Annotated in this window: 5 protein-coding genes and 1 pseudogene; 1 reads left to right on the top strand and 5 read right to left on the bottom strand. The window is 35.7% G+C overall.

Annotation, left to right across the window (positions count from 1 at the left end):
• Positions 1–334 precede the first annotated feature (334 nt).
• The 4 genes from OZD62_RS02265 to OZD62_RS02250 form a co-directional block, all read right to left on the bottom strand.
• Positions 335–850, bottom strand: coding sequence for an IS110 family transposase (locus OZD62_RS02265; RefSeq protein WP_010081946.1), 516 nt, complete (start codon positions 848–850; stop codon positions 335–337).
• Positions 840–1,091: a hypothetical protein gene (locus tag OZD62_RS02260; protein WP_010081945.1), complete on the bottom strand. Its 252-nt coding sequence runs from the start codon at positions 1,089–1,091 to the stop codon at positions 840–842. Before OZD62_RS02260 ends, OZD62_RS02265 begins: the two co-directional genes overlap by 11 nt.
• A gap of 521 nt (positions 1,092–1,612) precedes the next feature.
• Complete coding sequence (locus OZD62_RS02255) at positions 1,613–2,812, bottom strand: coiled-coil domain-containing protein (protein WP_275019344.1); 1,200 nt, start codon at positions 2,810–2,812, stop codon at positions 1,613–1,615.
• On the bottom strand, positions 2,773–3,690 hold the full coding sequence (locus tag OZD62_RS02250; RefSeq protein WP_275019343.1) for a hypothetical protein: 918 nt from the start codon (positions 3,688–3,690) through the stop codon (positions 2,773–2,775). The genes OZD62_RS02255 and OZD62_RS02250 overlap by 40 nt, the downstream gene beginning before the upstream one ends.
• A gap of 126 nt (positions 3,691–3,816) precedes the next feature.
• Between OZD62_RS02250 and OZD62_RS02245 the strand changes: the two genes are divergently transcribed.
• Positions 3,817–5,172, top strand: a complete 1,356-nt coding sequence (locus tag OZD62_RS02245) for a phosphomannomutase/phosphoglucomutase (RefSeq protein WP_022626332.1) — start codon at positions 3,817–3,819, stop codon at positions 5,170–5,172.
• Positions 5,173–5,278: 106 nt separating this feature from the next.
• Here OZD62_RS02245 and OZD62_RS02240 read toward each other — a convergent pair.
• Positions 5,279–5,523: pseudogene (locus tag OZD62_RS02240) on the bottom strand (Rpn family recombination-promoting nuclease/putative transposase); the annotation flags it as partial.

Here is a 5,523-nt window from a genome sequence, read left to right as displayed (position 1 = left end):
TATAGCTAAAGTGACTTAGGTTCTCTAATTGCACATAAGTCAACAATAATTTTCACACAAATCAAAACAGCATATCTTCTCCATAATCCTTGGTAATTTTACATAAGTTAAAAGTAGCATATGGTTCTCTCCGCGGTCTGAGATGACAATAAATTTGTCAAGCCGCATTATACTTGTTAGGCGGAAGTGGACGGCAACATGTTTACCACGAAGTCTAACTAAGTTCTTGCTTGTCCCTTCCATCGGCATTGCTATCTTTATTTTCAATAAAATTATTGTCCTATGCTCTTTTGATGTTTATTGATAATAAAATTCTGTTTTATCAACCAACATCCTATGCATAATTACAGCTAATTTTCTTGCTACTGCTACAATTGCTTTTTTCATTCCTTTTTTCTTCGCAACCCCAGTTTTTTAATTTAAATGTCCTCTTGGTAACTGTAAGCATTGTTTGTGCAGCTTCATATAACATACTTCTACATTCCGCTGGTCCCATCTTTGATATGCTGCCATGCCGATCAACTTCTCCAGAAGAATATTGCCTTGGTGTCAACCCTATATATGCTCCAACTGTATCAGATTTCTCAAACCTATGTGGGTTATCAATTGCAGCTTTATACGTCATTGCTACTATAATCCCCACTCCTGGAACAGTAGTTAACAATTTACAATCATCGTCTTTTTCACCTTGTTCTGAAAGCATTTTGTCAAGCTTTCTTAATGACTTTTCTATTGCTTCCAAACTACAAACTAACGCTTCAATTGAACTCCTACTGATTTCATCCAAATTATTTATTGCCTCTTGTATTCTTAAAGCGAAAGTTTCAAATTTTGATCCTTTACCGACCATGTATCTTCAACAACCCTCTTATTGTTCCAATAACCTGCTGTTTGCTACACATTAGCTGTCTTCTGCTTCCAAGCGCTATTTTAATTTGACAACTGATTTTACTAACACTTCTCATCATCTGCGCTATACCCCTCGCATCGTTTTTATCATTCTTATTGATTCTTGCAGACAACGCTGCTGCCATATGCCTTGCATCTACACAAATTACTGGTAATCCAAAACTCCTTAACTCTTTGCACATTGATATTGACAACTATCCACTTTCTATTCCTATGGGTTCGTATTTTTTGCCTTGGCTAATCTGCTATTGCCTTACTTTCGCTTGCAACAACTTCTTCCTTAACAACTTTTCCTTTCTCATCAACGATACTTATAAAAGTTTCTTTTAATGAGATCGCTATAATATTTCATGACCTACTGTAAAAGTTTAAATTATTTTTGAAGAACCAATTCATTGAATTTGTTACTTCGTGCTAAAATAATGGAGTATGTCTCTCCATCATTCAATAGCAATTACAGTATGTTTAGCTATAATTTGAAAAACAAAAATTCGTCATTCTGCTACTAGTTAGCGGGATCTAGAGGTACCGCGGCGGCATGACGTAGGATTGCTGTCATCCCGCTGCTTGTTAGTGGCTAAGAGATACTGTGAATAAATCACGGTATGACGGTTAAGTATCCCGCTACGTGTTAGCGGCTGAGATAACGCGAATAAATCGCGGGATGACGTGTTGCTTGGGTCAGCTATAGAAGCAAAACTCATCATTTTGAAAGAGGAGGAGATTTTTCCGGACCCTCAGCAGGGATTGATTTTGGATCTGATAATTCTGTATTTACCTTGATTGGCTCTAATGGAGTTTTCTGCTCTTCCGGTTTATCATCTGGAATTGGAACAGGCCAATCCATAATGTTTTGCGGTATAACTTTTGCTTCTTTAGCTTCTTTTTGACCTGTTGAAGATGATGCATCAACTCCTGCATTTTTGGTAACTTCTTGTTTTAGTTGTTTATTTTCTTCTTGCAGTTGCTTTAAATTTTTCTTTAACTCGTCAATCTCTCTTATTTTTTGTTTTAATTGTTCAGATATAGTTAGTTTGTCTCTAGTCAATTTTTTGTTTTCTTGTCTTAACCCACTAGCTGTTCTGCTTGAGTTGTTGTTTACAGCTTGTATACCTTGGTCTTGCTGCTGCATGCTTGTTCCTCTACTTTCATATTCAACTTCAGTTTGAGTTGCCTGACCTTTTTCCTGCTGTAATATGTTCTGCAGTTGCTCTAGACTCTCTTTGACAGATGCCAGCTCTTCCTGTGTACACGTTAACATCCCTTCCTTTTCCTTAAGTTGATATTGAAGTTTTTCTATTTCCCTCTTCGTATTTTCTTCGCTTAGCTCATCTGCAAGTGATCTTCCAGGTTCAAGTTGTCGAATTTCCCTCTCTAAATCTTCCTTTTCTCTCTGTAATTCATTTAATTCTTTAGACAATTGGCTCGCCGTTTCAGCCAATGTATTGTTTTCCTTTTTTGTTTCCATTAACTGTTCTGCCAACTGCTTTTTATGATCATCCTTTAAACCTTCCACTATTTTCTTCAGGTCATTCTCCAAATTTGCATTCTTTTCCTTTAGTACAGTTAAATTAGCTTCACTTTGCTTCAATTTTCTCTGTAATTCTTTATTTGCCTCATTTGTTTCACCTTCCTTATCTTTCAACTGATCATTTAAGTTCTTTATTACATCATTTTTATCCTGTAGTTCTTCCTCTTGTTCCTTTATTCTTTGACCTCTTTCAAATATCGCTCGCTGTTGTTCATTGACTTTATCTCTCAAGGAGTCACGTTCTAATCTTAGATCCTCAAGCTGCTTTGCCTGCACTGCAAAATATTTAGCAAATGTTTCTTTTTCTTCCTCTAATTCCTCAACTTCATCTTTTAATCCTTCTTGCTCATACTCTTCTTCATCACCAGACATATCATCCTCAAATATTTCATCTTCATCACTAAATTCACTGCTGGTGGATATAGAACTTCTACGTGAAGAAGGTGTGCTAGGAGAGGAATACCCACTGCTGCTTGGTGTAGGTGACTGTGGTGTAGATCTTTTGTAAATATTTCCTCTGCTGGTACTTGCTGATCGTCTACACTCTTGGATATGCCAGTAAAAGCTTGATACAGAGTTTTTCCGTTGATAAAAACTTCTTTATTTTGTCCAACTAACTTTAATACTTCTTCTGAACTCGTTATTCCTCCAAATTTTGGCTCACCAATAACACTCTGTATACCACCAGAATCCAATTTTACGGTCATGCTACAGTCTATGCTGTTACCTTCAGAATCCTTAGCCTGCCAATTAATGGTCATTTCACATGAGCTTGAACCAGTAAAATCATAGTGCCTTTCGCTGCCTTTTTTGGTTGCAGTTATTTGACTATCTTTCCCTAAAGATATGTTATAAACCTTACCTTCACTGCTGGTCCTTAAAATATTGCTAATTTCTATTGGTTTTTCTTCATTTTCAAATCTAATTTTGAAGTCATTATCCTTTGTTGGATACACTAAGAAATTTTGACCAGGCAGAGACGACTTAAGTTCTTTATGCATTGCGTCTATTGATTGCTCAAATTTTTGGAACTCCTTTTCCCACTTTAAATTTATCTGTCCTGTAATGTCCTCATCTTTGCGTAAAGGACCAATAAAGTACCAGATTAAATTTTCTTCCTCCAGTCTTTTGATAAAATCCTGAAGATCGTTGCAAGATTCAATGACATTTAAAGTATCATTTTTCTTTTGTTCATCTACATCTAAACTTTGACTTTCAGCTATAAATACATTTTCGTTTTCCTGTGGCATAATTTTACATTTTAAAAATATACTATAATATTAACAGATTTCTTTAAAAAATCAACTAATTGTTGGATAAATAAACTTGAGCATTTGGCCAAAATGTTATATAGTAGTCACTTCAAGAAGTACAGTATGGACAATACCATTATAAGAAAATACGATATTAGAGGTATAGTAGGCAAAGATTTGCAGATTAATGATGGGTACGAGATAGGTAGAAAGTTTGGCCAAACCGTAGCTAGTGTTTGTGTCGGCTACGACAGCAGAATAGATTCACCAGGTATAGAAAGAGAATTAATTAGGGGCTTAACTTTATCCGGTGCAAATGTTATACGCGTTGGGCTATGCTCTTCACCTATGCTTTACGCTGCAACACAAATCACACAGGCGGATCTTGGTATCATAATAACTGCCTCTCATAACCCCAGCGAATATAATGGCTTTAAATTTTTTAGTAATAAAAAAGTCTTCTCAGATCAAGAAATGAAGGAAATTATAAGCAGTCCAATTAAAAACAGCACAAGAATTGGAAGCTTAATTAACATAAATATATATAGTGAGTACATTAGCATATTGAAAAGTGCAGTGAAGAACGATACTACACAGAAATTAAAAATAGCCTGGGATTGTGGAAATAGTCCAGCAAGTGGAATTATAAGGTATATTGAAAAGATCTTGCCTGGTCATACGCACATCGTAACCAATAACTCTATAGATGGGGCATTTCCACTGCATGATCCAGATCCCATAGAGGAAAAAAATCTTGCTCAATTAATTGACATTGTGAAGGAATATGGATGTGATCTTGGCATTGCGCTAGATGGCGATAGCGATAGGGTGCGCTTAATTGATAATAAAGGCAACGTTGTTTCCAATGACCATTTATTTATAATTTTTGCACGTGAAGTGTTGGAGGAATATCCAGAAAGCAAAGTTATTGCTAACGTAAAAATGAGTATGAAAGTGCATGATTTTGTTAGCAAGTTAGGAGGGCAAGTTATCACCTGTGCTACTGGACATTCACTAGTTAAGAAGAAGATGGTAGAGGAAGAGGCAAAGTTTGCTGGTGAATTAAGCGGGCACTTCTTCTTTTCTGAGCTAAGTTTTGATGATGGGCTATATTCTGCTGTTAAAGCAGTTGACATTTTGCTTAAGAAAAACCAAAGCCTATCTCAGGTGATTGAGGATTTACCGAAGTTATATATCACTCATGAAGTGAAGATTGTAGTGAAAGATGAGAAAAAGTTTCAAATAATTGAGTCAATAAAGAAAACACTGGAGCAGCAAAATATTGTATTTTCAGATCTTGATGGTGTTAAGGTAACCGATAATAAAGGTTGGTGGCTTCTTAGGGTATCAAATACGCAAAACTGCATTACAGCAAGATGCGAAGGAGAGACTTTAGAGGGTTTTGAACTTACTAAAAAGGTTTTGTTCCATTACATTGATGAAGCAAGGTCTTTAAATTGTAGCTACTCACAGAAATAAATTTGATTTATAAAATTGACATGAAAGTATAAAGATAAATAGGCTAAATCTACTTATCACCTGGTCAGGCTGCAGCATTATTTCGTGTAACCGTTTGCGGGTCCACTTAATTCTGCAATTCTTTGATCTCACTCATGGAGAGGCCAGTAAACTTAACAATAGTGGTGACATCAACATTATTAGCTAGCATTGTTTTTGCAACTTCAATTTTTCCTTCCTTTTTAGCATCATCAAGTTTTTGTTCAAGAACAGCCCGTTCATCACGAATACGTTTTATTTCCTGTTCGTAGGCAATAAATTCTTTCTCTGACCAGTTGAATCTATTTAGTTCTTCATATGCCTTTTTAATTA

Source organism: Wolbachia endosymbiont of Drosophila seguyi, from assembly GCF_028981765.1.
Taxonomy (GTDB): domain Bacteria; phylum Pseudomonadota; class Alphaproteobacteria; order Rickettsiales; family Anaplasmataceae; genus Wolbachia; species Wolbachia pipientis.
Note: the sequence above shows the minus strand (reverse complement) of the source record. Positions and strands in the feature narration are given on the sequence as shown.